Annotated in this window: 14 protein-coding genes; 6 read left to right on the top strand and 8 right to left on the bottom strand. The window is 71.4% G+C overall.

Annotation, left to right across the window (positions count from 1 at the left end; all coding sequences use genetic code 11):
- Window positions 1-129 precede the first annotated feature (129 nt).
- On the bottom strand, window positions 130-1,242 hold the full coding sequence (locus ACFQW6_RS19030; protein ID WP_378549099.1) for a BMP family protein: 1,113 nt from the start codon (window positions 1,240-1,242) through the stop codon (window positions 130-132).
- 234 nt (window positions 1,243-1,476) lie between these two features.
- Between ACFQW6_RS19030 and ACFQW6_RS19025 the strand changes: the two genes are divergently transcribed.
- The 3 genes from ACFQW6_RS19025 (at window position 1,477) to ACFQW6_RS19015 (ending at window position 4,910) form a co-directional block, all read left to right on the top strand.
- Window positions 1,477-1,920, top strand: a complete 444-nt coding sequence (locus tag ACFQW6_RS19025; RefSeq protein WP_378549096.1) for a cytidine deaminase — start codon at window positions 1,477-1,479, stop codon at window positions 1,918-1,920.
- Window positions 1,920-3,203: a thymidine phosphorylase gene (locus ACFQW6_RS19020; RefSeq protein ID WP_378549093.1), complete on the top strand. Its 1,284-nt coding sequence runs from the start codon at window positions 1,920-1,922 to the stop codon at window positions 3,201-3,203. Before ACFQW6_RS19025 ends, ACFQW6_RS19020 begins: the two co-directional genes overlap by 1 nt.
- Before the next feature lie 108 nt (window positions 3,204-3,311).
- On the top strand, window positions 3,312-4,910 hold the full coding sequence (locus ACFQW6_RS19015; RefSeq protein WP_378549090.1) for a VWA domain-containing protein: 1,599 nt from the start codon (window positions 3,312-3,314) through the stop codon (window positions 4,908-4,910).
- Window positions 4,911-4,914: 4 nt separating this feature from the next.
- Here the strand turns inward: ACFQW6_RS19015 and ACFQW6_RS19010 are convergent, their stop codons facing one another.
- Window positions 4,915-5,367, bottom strand: coding sequence for a MaoC family dehydratase (locus ACFQW6_RS19010; protein ID WP_378549087.1), 453 nt, complete (start codon window positions 5,365-5,367; stop codon window positions 4,915-4,917).
- Window positions 5,368-5,417: 50 nt separating this feature from the next.
- Here ACFQW6_RS19010 and ACFQW6_RS19005 point away from each other — a divergent pair, with 50 nt between their 5' ends.
- Window positions 5,418-6,494, top strand: coding sequence for an adenosine deaminase (locus ACFQW6_RS19005; protein ID WP_378549084.1), 1,077 nt, complete (start codon window positions 5,418-5,420; stop codon window positions 6,492-6,494).
- Here the strand turns inward: ACFQW6_RS19005 and ACFQW6_RS19000 are convergent.
- Window positions 6,484-7,095, bottom strand: coding sequence for an ATP-binding protein (locus ACFQW6_RS19000; RefSeq protein WP_378549080.1), 612 nt, complete (start codon window positions 7,093-7,095; stop codon window positions 6,484-6,486). The two genes, ACFQW6_RS19005 and ACFQW6_RS19000, sit on opposite strands and share 11 nt — an antisense overlap.
- Window positions 7,096-7,192: 97 nt before the next feature.
- Between ACFQW6_RS19000 and ACFQW6_RS18995 the strand changes: the two genes are divergently transcribed.
- Complete coding sequence (locus ACFQW6_RS18995; protein WP_378549077.1) at window positions 7,193-8,869, top strand: substrate-binding domain-containing protein; 1,677 nt, start codon at window positions 7,193-7,195, stop codon at window positions 8,867-8,869.
- Window positions 8,870-9,027: 158 nt separating this feature from the next.
- Here the strand turns inward: ACFQW6_RS18995 and ACFQW6_RS18990 are convergent, their stop codons facing one another.
- The 3 genes from ACFQW6_RS18990 to deoC are packed head-to-tail and all read right to left on the bottom strand — an operon-like array spanning window position 9,028 to window position 12,331.
- Entirely contained in the window at window positions 9,028-9,888 is an 861-nt protein-coding gene (locus ACFQW6_RS18990; protein ID WP_378549074.1) for an aldehyde dehydrogenase family protein, read from the bottom strand.
- Entirely contained in the window at window positions 9,885-11,333 is a 1,449-nt protein-coding gene (locus tag ACFQW6_RS18985) for an aldehyde dehydrogenase family protein (protein ID WP_378549071.1), read from the bottom strand. Before ACFQW6_RS18985 ends, ACFQW6_RS18990 begins: the two co-directional genes overlap by 4 nt.
- A 5-nt stretch (window positions 11,334-11,338) precedes the next feature.
- On the bottom strand, window positions 11,339-12,331 hold the full coding sequence (gene deoC, locus ACFQW6_RS18980) for a deoxyribose-phosphate aldolase (protein ID WP_378549068.1): 993 nt from the start codon (window positions 12,329-12,331) through the stop codon (window positions 11,339-11,341).
- A gap of 78 nt (window positions 12,332-12,409) precedes the next feature.
- On the opposite strand from deoC, the gene ACFQW6_RS18975 reads away from it, so the two are divergent.
- Complete coding sequence (locus tag ACFQW6_RS18975; protein ID WP_378549065.1) at window positions 12,410-13,021, top strand: hypothetical protein; 612 nt, start codon at window positions 12,410-12,412, stop codon at window positions 13,019-13,021.
- 11 nt (window positions 13,022-13,032) lie between these two features.
- On the opposite strand, the gene yidC is transcribed toward ACFQW6_RS18975, so the two are convergent.
- Both yidC and ACFQW6_RS18965 read right to left on the bottom strand, forming a co-directional pair.
- Window positions 13,033-13,830, bottom strand: coding sequence for a membrane protein insertase YidC (yidC, locus tag ACFQW6_RS18970; RefSeq protein WP_378549062.1), 798 nt, complete (start codon window positions 13,828-13,830; stop codon window positions 13,033-13,035).
- Window positions 13,831-13,886: 56 nt separating this feature from the next.
- Window positions 13,887-14,198: a hypothetical protein gene (locus ACFQW6_RS18965; RefSeq protein WP_378549060.1), complete on the bottom strand. Its 312-nt coding sequence runs from the start codon at window positions 14,196-14,198 to the stop codon at window positions 13,887-13,889.
- Window positions 14,199-14,212: the final 14 nt, after the last annotated feature.

Genomic DNA, 14,212 nt, shown 5'->3' with positions numbered 1-14,212 from the left:
CTAGGGGTCGGGACGGTCCGGAGGTCTGGACCGGGGGTCTGGTACGGGGTCGGCCGGGGAGGCCTCGACACGGAGAAGGGAGGCCGACGAAAACCGTCGGCCTCCCTCCGTCGTGGAGCGTGCTGGTGATCAGCCCAGGTAGGACTCGACCGTGATGGAGCCGTCGATGATGCCGGCCCTCACCTCGTCGAGCTCACCGGCCAGCTCGGGGCTGACCTTGTCCTCGAAGTTGTGGAACGGCGCGATGCCGACGCCGTCGTTCTCGAGGGTGCCGATGTAGGGCTCGAAGTCGAACTCGTCGTTGCCCGCGGCCAGGACGGCCTCGTAGGTCGAGACCTTCATGCCCTTGAGGATCGAGGTCATGACGTAGTCCTGAGTGGTCGGGTCGGTCTCGAAGAGGTCGGCGTCGACGCCCACCATCGCGACGTCGTTGCCGGAGTCCTCGATCGCGGTGATCGCGCCCTGGTAGATCGGGCCACCGACCGGGAGGATCACGTCGACGTCCTGGTCGAGGATCTGCTTGGCGGTGCTGGTCGCGGCCTCGTTGGCCTCGAAGCCACCGGTGAAGGAACCGTTCTCGCCGTCCCAGCCGACGACCTCGACGTCCTTCTTCTTCTCCTTGGCGTAGTACTCCGCACCCTGCTTGAAGCCGTCCATGAAGATGGTGACGGTCGGGAAGGGCATGCCGCCGTAGGTGCCGACCTTGCCGGTCTTGGTGTAGTCGGCAGCGGCGTAGCCGGCGAGGAACGCGGCCTCGGCGGTGTTGTAGAGCAGCGGCTTGATGTTCTCCTCGTCGGCCTTGCCGTCGAACGTCTCGCCGTCCTCGCCGCCGTCGGCGGAGTCGTCGATCAGGACGTACTCGATGTCGGGGTTGGCCGCGGCCGACTCCTTGGTGGCCGCCGCCAGGGCGAAGCCGACGGTCACGATGACGTCGCAGCCCTCGCCGACCAGGCTCTCCAGGTTGGGGCCGTAGTCGTTCTCGCTGTTCGACTCGACGGCCTTCAGCTCGACGCCGAGCTCGTCGGCCGCCTGCGTGGCGCCCTCGAAGCCGAGCTGGTTGAACGACTTGTCGTCGAACCCGCCCGCGTCGGAGACGATGCACGGCAGGAAGTCGCTGGCGGCCTCCCCGCTGCTCTCGGTCCCGGTGGTGTCTTCCTCGGGCGCGTCACCACACGCAGCCAGGGTCGCGGCGGCGAGCAGCGCCACGAGGCCGCTCGAGACGACCTTCCTCGTCTTCAACACAAATGCCTCCAAGTTCGTCACCCCGGACTGGGGTCAGCTTTCCGGGAGCATGATGCCTCCCGTGGCGCACCCCGTCACGAGGTTCGGAACTTCTGAAATGCGTTTGAGACATAAAAGTCGCCGGACGACTTTCGGCGGAACCTGCCAAAGACCGCTGGCTCCCGGTATGCGCCATAGTGGCCGCTTGCAGGGGACGGTGGAGGTTCAGAGCCGGAGGAGAAGGTGGAGGACGCCGTGCACGACACGTTGGACCAACAGGGCTGGGACGAGCTGAGGGCGGCGGCCACCGAGGTGATGCAGCGGGCCTACGCCCCCTACTCCCACTACAAGGTCGGCGCGGCCGCGCGGGCCGACGACGGCCGGGTCGTGATCGGGTGCAACGTCGAGAATGCGGCGTACGGCGTCGTGCTGTGCGCCGAGTGCGGCCTGGTGTCCCACCTGCACGCCACCGGCGGCGGTCGGCTGACGCACTTCGTCTGCGTCAACGGCGGAGGTGAGATCATCATGCCGTGCGGCCGGTGCCGACAGCTCCTGTTCGAGCACGGTGGTCGTGACCTGCTGGTCTGGACCGTCTCGGGGGTCAGGCCCATGTCCGAGGTGCTGCCCGACGCCTTCGGACCCGACGACCTCACCCACATGGCCGACCCGGCCGACGCAGCAGCGGAAGGAACCGACTAGTGGCTGCCCACGACGCCGTCGAGGTGATCCTCGCCAAGCGCGACAAGCACGAGCTGTCCGACAGCCAGATCGACTGGGTCATCGACGCCTACACGCGCGGTGACGTCGCCGACGAGCAGATGTCGTCGCTCGCGATGGCGATCCTCCTCAACGGCATGAACCGCAGGGAGATCTCGCGCTGGACCGGCGCGATGATCGCCTCGGGGGAGCGGATGGACTTCTCCTCCCTCTCGCGCCCGACGGCCGACAAGCACTCCACCGGCGGCGTCGGCGACAAGATCACCCTGCCGCTGGCCCCTCTGGTCGCTGCCTGCGGCGTCGCCGTCCCCCAGCTCTCGGGGCGGGGCCTGGGCCACACCGGTGGCACGCTCGACAAGCTCGAGTCGATCCCCGGGTGGCGCGCGGCGCTGAGCAACGAGGAGATGTTCGGCATCCTCGAGGACGTCGGCGCCGTGATCTGCGCCGCCGGCGACGGCCTCGCCCCGGCCGACAAGAAGCTGTACGCCCTGCGCGACGTGACCGGCACGGTCGAGGCGATCCCGCTGATCGCCAGCTCGATCATGAGCAAGAAGATCGCCGAGGGCACCGGGGCGCTCGTGCTGGACGTCAAGGTCGGCAGCGGCGCGTTCATGAAGGACCTCGACTCGGCGCGCGAGCTCGCCGAGACGATGGTGGCGCTCGGCACCGACGCGGGGGTGCACACCGTCGCGCTGCTGACAGACATGGCCACCCCGCTCGGGCTGACCGCGGGCAACGCGGTCGAGGTGCAGGAGTCCGTCGACGTCCTCGCTGGCGGCGGTCCGGCCGACGTGGTGGAGCTGACCCTTGCCCTGGCCCGCGAGATGCTCGCCGGCGCCGGCCGCGACGACGTCGACCCGGCCGACAAGCTGGCCGACGGCTCGGCGATGGACGCCTGGAAGGCGATGGTCCGCGCCCAGGGTGGCGACCCCGACGCCGCACTCCCCGAGGCGAAGGAGTCCCACGTCGTCACCTCGCCGGCGAGCGGCACCCTCACCCGGCTCGACGCGATGGCGGTCGGCATGGCCGCGTGGCGCCTCGGTGCCGGGCGGGCGCGCAAGGAGGACCCGGTCCAGGCGGGTGCCGGCGTCGTCTGGCACGCGCGGCCCGGCGACGAGGTCACCGAGGGGCAGCCGCTGTTCACCCTGCTCACCGACGAGCCCGAGCGCTTCGAGCGGGCGCTGGCCTCGCTGGAGGGCGGCTTCGACATCGGTGGCGACGCGAGCGGCGTCGGAACGGACATCGTGCTCGACCGGATCGGCTGACGCCCGCTCGGCGTCCTCCCCAACTCTGACGATGACCGGCCAGTAACAACCGGGTTGCCCGGGCCTCCTCCTAGCGTTTCTTTACCTTAGGGATCTTGGGGGAACCCGATGCAGAGCAACGACCAGCGCGGACCCGGCCGCGCCACGATGACCTCGACCGCCGCGATGGTGGTCCTGGTGCTGATGACAGGGCTGGCCGTCGGCGCGGGCGCGACGTGGCTGGCCCTGTCCCGCGACGACGACGGGGTCGCCGCCTCGCCCGACGGGTGCGCCGAGTTCCGCAGCGTCGACCTCGTCGTCGCGCCGGAGATGTACAGCGTGGTGGTGGCTGCCCTCGCGGACGTCACGCCCGACTGCGTGCAGGTCGACCCCGCGCTGCGTCCGGGCATGGAGGTCGCCCGCGGCGCGTCGCTGGGGAGTGGGCTGCCGGACGTCTGGATCCCGGAGGCGCACTTCGTGGCCACCGAGGCCTTCCTCGGTCAGGCCACCCGACCGAGGCTGCTGGTGAAGAGCCTGGCCCGGACGCCCGTGGTCCTCGTGGGCGGCGACGCAGCGCAGCGCTTCGCGACGTGGGGCGACGCCGAGGCGTCGGGCCTGGTGTCCGTGCCCAACCCGGAGTCGTCCGTCGTAGGCGCGCTCGCGGTGACCGCTCCGGAGGCCGAGGCCCGGGCGGTCGGCCGGACCCGGGACGCCGCACGCCAGCTCCTGGTCCCCTTCGCGCAGGCCCAGAGCGCCCGCACCGTGGCGGGCGAGGACGCCACCGTCCAGCCGGCCATGTTCGCGCGCCGCTCGCCGAGGCTGGTGGTCGCCACCGAGCAGCAGCTGGAGACGGTGGACGGTCGTGCCGACCTCCGCGATCTGACCCCGGCCGTGGGTGCCCCGGTCCTCGACTTCCCCCTCATGGTCGCCGCCGACGCCGCACCCGGATCGCGTGCCCTGGCGCGGGCGCTCGCCGAGCACCTCGAGGGCGACGTGGGGCGCTCACTGATCTCCGACGAAGGACTCCGCGCACCGGGCGAGGACGACGAGGCCTCCCTTCGACCGCCCGCGGCCAAGGCGATCGCCGAGGCGGTCTTCTCGTGGAGCCAGCTCAGCGTGCCGTCGGCCATGCTCGCCGTCGTCGACGCCTCCGGCTCGATGGACGCCGACGCCGGCAACGGGTCGCGCATGGACCTCCTGGCCGACGCCGCCCGGATCGGGCTGGGGTTCCTGCCCGACCACGCGCGGGTCGGCCTGTGGATCTTCTCCATCGACAAGGGCGGGCCGGGCAAGGACTGGCGCGAGCTCGAGCCCATCCGTCGCCTCGACGACCTGCGCTTCGGCCGTACCCAGCGCTACGCCCTGCGGGAGCGCGCCGACGAGATGTCCAGCCTGACCGACGGCGGCACCGGGCTCTACGACACGGCGCTGGCCGCCTACCGCGAGGCGTTGAAGAACTACCGGCCGAAGTACTCCAACTCCGTGGTGCTGATGACCGACGGTCGCAACGAGGACCCCGGCTCGATCAGCCTCGAGCAGCTGCTGCAGCAGCTCGAGCAGCTGAAGGACCCCGACCGGCCGGTGCGCATGGTGGGCATCGCGATCAGCGGCGACGCCGACCTCGCCGCCCTGCGCCGGATGGCGCGGGTCACCGGCGGCGAGGCCTACCTCGCCGCCCAGCCCGAGGACGTGCTGGGGGTGTTCGCCCAGGCGGTGCTGTCGCGGTGACGCCTCAGGCGAGGAGCAGCACCACGTGGGCGGCCACACATGCCGGCTTGTCGTTGCCCTCGATCTCGACGGTGTGCTCCACGACGAGCTGCTTGCCGGCCGCCAGGTCGCGGACCTCCCCGAAGCGCACGTGCGACCGCAGCCGGCTGTCGACCGGCACCGGGCTGGGGAAGCGGACCTTCTCCAGGCCGTAGTTGAGCCGGGCGCCCGGGGTCTCGAGCCGGAAGACCTGCGAGGCGAAGTGGGGGAGCAGGCTCAACGTGAGGAACCCGTGGGCGATGGTGGTGCCGAACGGTCCCTTGCCCGCCGCGTCGACGTCGACGTGGATCCACTGGTGGTCGAGCGTGGCGTCGGCGAACGCGTCGATCCGCGCCTGGTCGACGTCGAGCCACTCGCTCGTGCCGATCTCGGACCCGGACGCGGCGGCGACCTCGTCGAGCGTGGTGAAGGTGCGCATGCGCACGAACAGTAGTGCTTGACCCTGGGCGAGCCTGCTTGGATGTGCCGATGAGCACTCCCACCCGCGACCAGGTGCACGCCGCCCCGAAGGTCCTGCTGCACGACCACCTCGACGGCGGACTGCGTCCGCAGACGATCGTGGAGCTGGCCGCCGAGGCCGGCCACGAGCTGCCCGCCTCTGACGCGGAGTCGCTCGGGCGCTGGTTCGCGGAGTCGGCCGACTCGGGCTCGCTGGTGCGCTACCTCGAGACCTTCGACCACACCGTCGCGGTGATGCAGAGCGGTCCGGCGATCGCCCGTGTCGCCCGCGAGTGCGTCGAGGACCTCGCCGCCGACGGTGTCGTCTACGCCGAGGTGCGCTACGCCCCGGAGCAGCACGTCAGCGGCGGGCTGACCCTCGACGAGGTCGTCGCGGCGGTGCAGGAGGGCTTCGACGCCGGCATGGCCGCCAGCGGCGGCAGGATCGTCGTACGCCAGCTGCTGACCGCGATGCGGCACCAGGCCCGGTCGATGGAGATCGCCGAGCTGGCGATCGCGTGGCGCGACCGCGGTGTCGCCGGGTTCGACATCGCCGGCGCGGAGGCGGGCTTCCCCCCGACCCGGCACCTCGACGCCTTCGAGTACCTGCAGCGCGAGAACGCCCACTTCACCATCCACGCCGGCGAGGCCTTCGGCCTGCCGTCGATCTGGCAGGCGATCCAGTGGTGCGGCGCCGACCGGCTCGGCCACGGCGTGCGGATCATCGACGACATCACGGTCAACGACGACGGGTCCGTCGAGCTCGGCCTGCTGGCGGCCTACGTCCGCGACAAGCGGATCCCGCTCGAGATGTGCCCGAGCTCGAACATCCAGACCGGGGCGGCGGAGTCCTTCGCCGAGCACCCGATCGGGCTGCTGACCGACCTGCGGTTCCGCGTCACCGTCAACACCGACAACCGCCTGATGAGCGGCACCTCGATGACGCACGAGATGTTCGGGCTGGTGGAGGCGTTCGGCTACTCGCTGGAGGACCTGCGCTGGTTCACCATCAACGCGATGAAGTCGGCGTTCCTGCCCTTCGACGAGCGGCTCGCGATCATCGACCAGGTCGTCAAGCCGGGCTACGCCGCGCTCATCAACGGCTAGCGGCGCGGCTGGCGGCGGTCAGCTCGGCGTACGCCTGGTCGCCCGTCGCTCGCCGGCAGCCCTGGCGCACCGCGTGCGCGACGACCCGCTGCTGGTCGCGCATCAGCGCCAGTCCGCGGCGTACGAGCACCAGCGGCGGCTTGCGGTGCTCGCGCAGGTCGCGGGTCAGGCGCCGCCAGAACGTGACGAGCGGGTGCTGGGTGATGCAGTAGGCCGCGGCGAGGATGCCCGCCTCCCGGCACGCAGACACCACCTCGGGCGCGAAGATGCCCTCCGCGACGAACCGGCCGCTGCCGCCGAGGTCGACGGTGCGGGAGCCGCAGCGTCCGTTCTGCGCGATCTCGTAGATCGGCACCTCGCTGCGCCCCGTGGCGCACAGCTCGCGGAGCGCGGCCAGGGCATCGGCCTCGTGCCACGAGTCCGGGTGGTCCCAGTCGACGAGCCCGGCGTTGGCGCCGGTGGTGATGCGGGGGAGCGAGGGGTCGTCGCCGTCCTTGTAGAAGTCGTCGAGGCGCAGGACGGGGAGTCCGAGGCGCTCCGCGAGCCGGGACTTCCCGGCGCCGCTGGGTCCGGCCAGGACGACCACCTGGGCAGTGCTCATTTGTTGCGAACTCATTTCGTCGTTCGGCCACGGGAGGTAAAGGCTGGACATTAGTCTCGCCCAGACCCTGGATCGACACCTCTGTGGGAGGACCTTCATGAGTCTCGACGACTCGACCGCGGCCGAGACCGCGCCCGACACCGCGGACGGTTCCGGCGCCGCCGGACGGCCCGCCAAGACCTTCGTGCTGGGCGGACTCGCGCTTGCGCTCGTCGTGGGCCTCATCGGCTTCTTCGCGGTGCGCGGCGCCAGCGGCGAGCCCGAGGGTGCCGACTGCATCTCCGAGGTGGTCACGCTGACGACCGCCCCGGTCATGGAGGACCTGGTCAAGCAGGCCGTCAAGGACGTCAACGCCGACGAGCCCTGCATCGACATCCAGGTCACCGCGGGCACCGTGAAGGACGTCGTCGCCCTGCTGAGCGACCCCAACGCCGAGCTCCCCGAAATCTGGATCCCGGACAGCCCGACCTGGAAGGGCCAGCTCACCAGCGCCGGCTGGACCGGTACGCCGATCGCGGACGTCCTCGCCCAGACGCCGGTCGGCCTCATCGGCGGCCCGGCCGCCGAGGCCCCGACGTCCTGGTCCTCCCTGCTCGACGGCGGCAGCCTGGCGATGGCCGACCCCAGCGCCGAGGGCGCCTCCGCGCTCGCGCTGCTCGCGCCGTACGCCGAGATGAAGAAGACCGGCGAGACCGCGCTGTCCATCGAGGAGAAGACCGTCCCGGTCGCCCAGACCTACGGCGAGCGCGCCGTGGCCGGCGGCACCACCGAGACCGACCTGTCCACGATCACGGCCTCCAGCACCCAGCTGGTGCCCGCCACCGAGCAGGCCTACCTCGCCGCCCGCCGCAGCAACGACCAGCTCGCCCTGGTGGCGCCGAAGACCGGCGTGCCGATGCTGCAGTACCCCCTGATCGACGTGAACCGTGGCAGCAAGGACATCCTCGACTCCGGCGGCGACCTCTCGGCACGCGTGGGCCGCGCCCTCGGTCGCTGGTTCGCCTCGAGCGCCGGCGTGGAGGCCATCGCGGCCGCCGAGCTCCGCGGCCCCGACGGCGCCGCGCTGCCGAACGACATCGGCCTCGGCAGCGCCCCGGTGCTCGCCAAGGTCGCCCAGAAGACCACCGACGACACCCTGCGCCAGTGGCGCGTGCTGTCGGTGCCCTCCAGCATCCTGGCGGTCGTCGACCTCTCCGGCTCGATGAAGATGGCCATCGGCGACACCACCCGCATCGGTCTGGCGGTGACCGCGTCCCAGCTCGCGCTCGACGCCTTCCCGGCGCAGGCCCGGATCGGCATCTGGGGCTTCTCCAAGAACCGCGGCGAGAACGGCGCCTCGTACGCCGAGTACGCCGCGCTCGAGCGGCTCGACGCCCCTGCGGCCGACGGCAAGACGCACGGCGACGAGGTCCGCGCCATGGCCGACGCCCTGCCCGGCCGCGTGCGCGGCGGCACCGGCGTCATGGACTCCACCCTCGCGGCCTACAAGCACGCGCAGGAGATGTGGGACCCGGCGTGGTTCAACTCCGTGGTGATCATGACCGACGGCGCCAGCGACGACTCGAGCTCGCTGTCGCTGGAGTCCCTCGTCAACCAGCTCAAGTCGCTGCGTGACCCCGCCAAGCCGGTCAAGGTGATCGTCATCGGCATCTCGCAGGACGCCGACACCGGTGAGCTCGAGCAGATCGCCGCCGCCACCGGTGGCCAGAACTACCTGGTGACCAACCCCAACGAGATCCTCGGCGTGCTGGCCTCGGCCCTGCTCAACCGCTGATCACGCACGGCTCGACCTGACAGGGATGGGCCCCACTCGCAGGAGTGGGGGCCATCCCTGTTGCCGTGCTCGCGACCACGGCGTGTGGCTACAGCGAACAAGCTCGAAGTCCGCTCGTACCAGGTACGAGCGAACTTCGAGCTTGGTGACTGCGTGGCTCAGACGCCGATCGGGTGCCAGACGGTCTTGGTCTCGAGGAACTGCGTCATCCGGTCCAGCGCGGGCTCGGCGAGCCAGTCGGTGTCGGGAGCGGGACGCCGTACGCGCTTGAGGTTGTCGGCCGCAGCCACCTCGAGCTCGGTCGCGAGCTCGACGTCCTCGACCCCGGTGAGGTCGATGCCGTTGACGTCCATGTGCGAGGCCAGCCACGGGGCGATCTCGGTCTGCGAGCCGGTGAGCACGTTGACCACGCCGCCCGGGAGGTCGCTGGTCGCCATCACCTCGCCGAGCGTGATCGCGGTCAGCGGGTTGTCCTGGCTGGCGATCACGACGACGGTGTTGCCGGTGATGATGAGCGGCGCGACGACGCTGACGAGGCCGAGCAGGGGGCCGCGCGGGGCGACGACGGCGATGACGCCGCTGGGCTCGGGGGTCGACAGGTTGAAGTAGGGGCCGGCGACCGGGTTGGCGTTGCCGACGACCTGCGTGATCTTGTCGGCCCAGCCGGCGTACCAGACGAGGCGGTCGATCGAGGCGTCCACGTAGGTGCGGGCGCGGGCCGGCGTGATGCCCTCCGCGGCGCGGAGCTCGGCCTCGAACTGCTCGCGGCGGCCCTCGAGCACCTCGGCGACGCGGTAGACGACCTGCGCGCGGTTGTAGGCGGTCCTGCCGGACCAGCCACCGAAGGCGGCGCGGGCGGCGACGACCGCGTCGCGGGCGTCCTTGCGCGAGGCCTGGGCGGCGTTGGCGAGCAGGCGGCCCTTGGCGTCGTTGACGACGTAGGAGCGGCCCGACTCCGAGCGCGGGAACTGGCCGCCGATGTAGAGCTTGTACGTCTTGCGCACGTCGATGCGGCTCACGCGTCCGCTCCCTTCGGGCTGGTTCCCTTGAGGTAGGCCTCGAGACCGTGGCGGCCGCCCTCGCGGCCGTATCCGGACTCCTTGTATCCGCCGAACGGCGAGGTGGGGTCGAACTTGTTGAACGTGTTGGCCCAGACCACGCCCGCCCGCAGGCGGTTGGCCATCGACAGGATGCGCGAGCCCTTGTCGGTCCACACGCCTGCCGACAGGCCGAACGGCGTGTTGTTGGCCTTCTCGATCGCCTCGGAGGGCGTGCGGAAGGTCAGCACGGACAGGACCGGGCCGAAGATCTCCTCGCGGGCGATCCGGTGGGCCTGCGAGACGCCGGTGAAGACGGTCGGGGCGAACCAGTAGCCGTTGGACGGCAGGTCGCACGGGGCCGACCAGCGCTCCGCGCCCTCGGACTCGCCGATCTCGGAGAGCTCGCGGATCTTGGCGAGCTGCTCGGCGGAGTTGATCGCACCGACGTCGGTGTTCTTGTCGAGCGGGTCACCCACGCGCAGCGTCGCCATGCGTCGCTTGAGCCGGCTCATCACCTCGTCGGCCACGGACTCCTGCACCAGCAGGCGCGAGCCCGCGCAGCAGACGTGGCCCTGGTTGAAGAAGATGCCGTTGACGATGCCCTCGACGGCCTGGTCGAGCGGGGCGTCGTCGAAGACGATGTTGGCGGCCTTGCCGCCGAGCTCGAGGGTGACCTTCTTGTCGCTGCCGGCGACGGCGCGGGCGATCGCCTTGCCGACCTCGGTGGACCCGGTGAAGGCCACCTTGTCGACGTCGGGGTGCGACACGATGGCGCGGCCGGTGTCACCGGCGCCCGTGACGATGTTGACGACGCCGGGCGGCAGGTCGGCCTGCTGGCAGATCTCGGCGAAGAGCAGCGCGGTGAGCGGGGTGGTCTCGGCGGGCTTGAGCACGACGGTGTTGCCGCAGGCCAGGGCCGGGGCGATCTTCCACGCCAGCATCAGCAGCGGGAAGTTCCACGGGATGACCTGTCCGGCGACGCCGAGCGGGGTCGAGCCGTAGCCGGAGTACTGGAGCTTGTCGGCCCAGCCGGCGTAGTAGAAGAAGTGGGCGGCAACGATCGGGACGTCGACGTCGCGCGACTCCTTGATCGGCTTGCCGTTGTCGATCGACTCCAGGACGGCGAGCTCGCGGCCGCGCTCCTGGATGATCCGGGCGATCCGGTAGAGGTACTTGGCGCGCTCGGCGCCGGACATCCGCGACCACACGCGGGTGTAGGCACGGCGCGCAGCCTTCACGGCCTCGTCGACGTCGGCGTCGCTGGCCTCGGCGACCTCGGCCAGCACCTCCTCGGTGGCCGGGTTGATCGTCTTGAACGACGTGCCGTTGCCGTCGACGAACTCGCCGTTGATGAACAGCCCGTAGGACGGCTTGATGTCGACGATGGCGCGCGACTCGGGCGCGGGGGCGTACTCGAAGGTCATGGTGATCAGTCCAACGTGAAGTAGTCGGGACCGGAGTAGCGCCCGGTCGTCATCTTGGTGCGCTGCATGAGCAGGTCGTTGAGCAGCGTGGAGGCGCCGAAGCGGAACCAGTCGGGGTCGAGCCAGTCGTCGCCGCAGATCTCGTTGACCATCACGAGGTACTTGATGGCGTCCTTGGTGGTCTTGATGCCACCGGCCGGCTTGACGCCGATCATCTGACCGGTCTGCTCGCGGAAGTCGCGGACCGCCTCGAGCATGATGAGGGTGACCGGGAGGGTCGCGGCGGGCTGGACCTTGCCGGTGGAGGTCTTGATGAAGTGGCCCCCGGCCATCATCGCCAGCCAGCTGGCCCGGCGGACGTTGTCGTAGGTCTGCAGCTCGCCGGTCTCGAAGATCACCTTGAGGTGCGCACTGGTGCCGTCAGGCCTGGCGCACGCCTCGCGGACCTGGGCGATCTCCTGGAAGACGTCGAGGTAGCGGCCGGAGAGGAACGCCCCCCGGTCGATGACCATGTCGATCTCGTCGGCGCCGGCCTCGACGGCGTCACGGGTGTCGGCGAGCTTGATGTCCATCGACGCGCGACCGCTGGGGAAGGCCGTGGCGACTGCCGCGACGTTGACGCCACTGTCGCCGAGCGTCTGCTTGGCGGTGGCCACCATGTCGGGGTAGACGCACACGGCAGCCGTGGGCGGGCAGGTCGAGTCGGCGGGGTCGGGGCGCATCGCCTTGGACGCGAGCGCGCGGACCTTGCCGTGGGTGTCCTGGCCCTCGAGCGTGGTCAGGTCGACCATCCGGATGGCCAGGTCGATGGCGTACGCCTTCGACGTGGTCTTGATCGACCGCGTGGCCAGACCGGCGGCGCGGGCCTCGCACCCGACCTGGTCGACGCCGGGGAGGCCGTGGAGGAATCGGCGGAGCGTGGAGTCCGAGCGCACGACGTCGTCGAAGACGGCGTGCGAGGAGGTCGTGCTCGCCGTGGAGCTGGCAGTGGGTGTCACCGACCCAGCATAGAGTTGGCGCGGACGCCCCCGGCAATCCAGAGGGGGCCAATGTCTGCCCAAAACGGCGAGGAGACCATGGCACGCCTGCAGGACGACGGCGAGGCCGTCGTGGAGCGGTTCCGGCCCACCAGTGGACGGTTCTCCGGCTGGGCGGCCGTGCTGCTGAGCGCCGCGGTCCTGGTCGCCATGGTGGTCTACCTGGACGACGGCTTTCCCGCGTGGGTGGGCGGCGTCGCCCTGCTTGTCGGTGTCCTCGCCTGGGCCGCGATGCTCCGCCCGGCGCTGTGGGCCACCGACGAGCACCTGGTGATGCGCAACCTCGCCGAGACGGTCCACATCCGGCTGGCCGCGGTCGAGGAGCTGGCCGTGCGCCAGTTCCTGGCGGTCCGCGCCGGCGACCGACGGCTGGTCAGCACGGTGCTGGGCCGCACGTGGCGCAGGGCGATGACGTCCCACCGCGCCGCCCCGGCGTCCGAGGACGGCACACGTGAGGGGATGCGCTACGTCGACTGGGCCGAGCACCGGCTCCGCGAGCTCGTCGACGCCGCCCGCGACCACGCCGGGGTCACCGCCGGCTCGGAGGAGCAGCGCGCGCTGCCCGACGCCGTACGACGTGAGCCCGCGCTGGTGCCCCTGGCGCTGATCGCGGTCGCGGCCCTGCTGATGGTGGTCAGCTTCTTCCTCTGAGCCAGCGGTCGTCACGCCATGACGTGGCGCGCGGCCGCTGCCGTCCCGGGGGTGGGCCACCAGCGTGCGATGGCCGCCGACTGGCCCAGCGTCCACGTCGAGCTGCACACCCAGTAGACGAGCAGCGCCACCGGCACCACTCCTCCTGCGAGCAGCATCCCGCCGGCCGACATCGCGGGCATGATGCGCTGCGCCGCGACCATCGCCTCCGGCATGCCCTCGACGGACGTGTTGGGCGCGACCACGAACCGCTGGGTGACGTACGACAGCGCGGCCGCGGTCAGCGCGAGCCCGGCCACGACGGCGAGGTGGAGGCCACCGGAGCCGAGGTAGCCGTGGCCGGCGAGCGAGACGCCGACGAGCGAGGCGGCACCGAACGACGACACCAGCCCCGGTCCCATCGCGCCGACGGCCGTGCCGTGGGCCACGTCGGAGACGAGGTGGTAGAGCGCCAGCCACACCGGCAGCTGCACCAGGACGGGCAGGCAGCCGAGCCGGCTGACCCCGTGCTCCGCCGAGACGGCGCGGCGCTCCTCCATGTGGGCGCGCAGGCTCTCGGCGTCCGTGCGGCCGCGGTAGCGCTCCGTGACCCCCTTGAGGTGCGGCCGGGCCCGGGCCCCGGCGTGGGCCTGGCGGACGCCGTGCACGACGAACGGCAGCAGCAGGAGCCGCACGAGGACGACGAGCGAGGCGATGCCGAGCACCCAGGCGGCCGCGGAGTCGGCCGGGGCGTCGAGGGCGGCGAGGGCGTCGTGGGTCGTGGCCAGGGCGGCGGCGAGGGCGTGCTTGAGCGGGGCGAGCAGTGACATGGGTGTCTCCTGGATCGGGCGGAAGGGTCTGTACGACGTCGCGCGGGGGCGACGGGTCAGACGCGTCCAGGAGCGCGCGGGCGCACCGGGTGGTGGACCACGTCGGTGGTCCGTCCGGCGAGCACGAGCGGGATGTCGGCGGCGCGACGGCGCGGGCGGAGCGAGTGGATCCCGGCGTCGGGCACGGCCAGCAGGCAGTGCACGCCGGCGAGGGCGGTGGCCGCGGAGAGCGCGGTCACCACCACGACGGTCTGGGCGGTCGCGGTCGGGTCCAGCGAGGCGGCTGCGAGGAGCGATGCGACGCCGAGCAGGGTCAGGACGAGCGCGAGGCGCGCACGTGCTGCCACGTCGGCGACGGTCCGGACCATGGTCCGAGGGTATC

The sequence above is a fragment of the Nocardioides sp. GCM10028917 genome (assembly GCF_042666175.1).
In the GTDB taxonomy this organism is placed as follows: Bacteria; Actinomycetota; Actinomycetes; order Propionibacteriales; family Nocardioidaceae; genus Nocardioides.
This window is presented reverse-complemented; position numbering and strand designations above follow the sequence as displayed.